General features: G+C 73.4%; 1 protein-coding gene and 1 pseudogene. Both read left to right on the forward strand.

The features are described from left to right. Positions 1 to 199 (forward strand): annotated as a pseudogene (locus tag ACYVE9_RS26625) (biotin--[acetyl-CoA-carboxylase] ligase); the annotation flags it as partial. A 107-nt stretch (positions 200 to 306) separates the two neighbouring features. Continuing rightward, positions 307 to 1377, forward strand: coding sequence for an adenylate/guanylate cyclase domain-containing protein (locus ACYVE9_RS26630; RefSeq protein ID WP_461030454.1), 1071 nt, complete (start codon positions 307 to 309; stop codon positions 1375 to 1377). Positions 1378 to 1458 lie beyond the last annotated feature (81 nt).

Below are 1458 nucleotides of genomic sequence, written 5' to 3' on the forward strand. Positions count from 1 at the left end.
CTGCGGCATCCAGGAGGCCTACGCGGCGGGCTGCGCGACGCTGGGCCGGCCGGTCCGCGCCGAACTGCCCGGAGGTGGCAGTGTGGAGGGCGAGGCGGTCGCGCTGGACGGTGACGGGCGGCTGGTCCTGGCCACCGGCAGCGGGGTCCAGCAGCCGGTCGCGGCCGGTGACGTGGTGCACCTGCGGCCTTCGGCATGACGTGAGCTACGGCACATCTGCCGTATGGTTGGGGCCGCGGCGCGCGCGGCGGGCGCCGGGAGAACGATCGGAAAAGCAGTGCGCACGGATCTGGCAAGGGGCGGGATGTGACCGCGGACGAACCGGACGTTCCGCCACGCGAGGAAAGCGCTGAGGACGACCCGATCGCGCTCAAGGTCGAGCAGCTCATCCTCGGATCGCAGCGCACCTACACCCCCTTCCAGGCGGCCAGGGCCGCCGGTGTCCCGATGGAGCTGGCGTCCCGCTTCTGGCGGGCGATGGGCTTCGCGGACATCGGCCAGGCCCGGGCGCTCACCGAGGCCGACGCGCTGGCGCTGCGCCGGCTGGCCGGCCTCGTCGAGGCCGGGCTGCTGGACGAGGCGACCGCGATCCAGGTGGCCCGCTCCACCGGGCAGACCACGGCCCGGCTCGCCGAGTGGCAGATCGACTCGTTCCTGGCCGGCCTGACCGTCTCCCCGGAGCCGGGCATGAGCCGCATGGAAGTCACCTATCCGCTGGTGGAGCTGCTGCTGCCGGAACTGGAGGAGTTCCTCGTCTACGTGTGGCGGCGGCAGTTGGCCGCGGCCACCGGCCGTGTCGTGCAGGCCCAGGACGACGAGGAGATGGTCGACCGGCGCCTCGCGGTGGGCTTCGCCGACCTGGTCGGCTTCACCCGGCTGACCCGGCGCCTGGAGGAGGACGAACTCGGCGAGCTGGTCGAGGCGTTCGAGACGACGGCCGCCGACCTGGTGGTCGCCAACGGCGGCCGGCTGATCAAGACCCTCGGCGACGAGATCCTCTACGTGGCCGACGAGGCGGGAACGGCCGCGGAGATCGGACTGCGCCTCATCGAGACGCTCTCCAACGACCAGACCATGCCGGAGCTGCGGGTCGGCCTGGCCTTCGGCACGGTGACCACGCGGATGGGCGACGTGTTCGGCAACACGGTCAACCTGGCGAGCCGGCTGACGTCGATAGCGCCGAAGGACACCGTGCTGGTGGACGGCTCGGTGCGGGACGAGCTGACGGCCACCGGGGACGCCCCCGAGTCGGAGAAGGACTCCGAGCAGGACGGCCCCGAAGGCGCCGCCTACCGCTTCGCCCTCCAGCCGCTGTACCAGCGTCCGGTCCGCGGCCTGGGCATCGTGGAACCCTGGCTGCTCACCCGCCGCCCCTGACCCCCGGTCCGCACCCGCCGCCCCTGGCCCGCCGGTGCCTCGGGCCGCCACCTGCCGCCTGGCCCGCCGCTGGCCCCGGCT

The sequence above is a fragment of the Streptomyces sparsus genome (genome assembly GCF_054776295.1).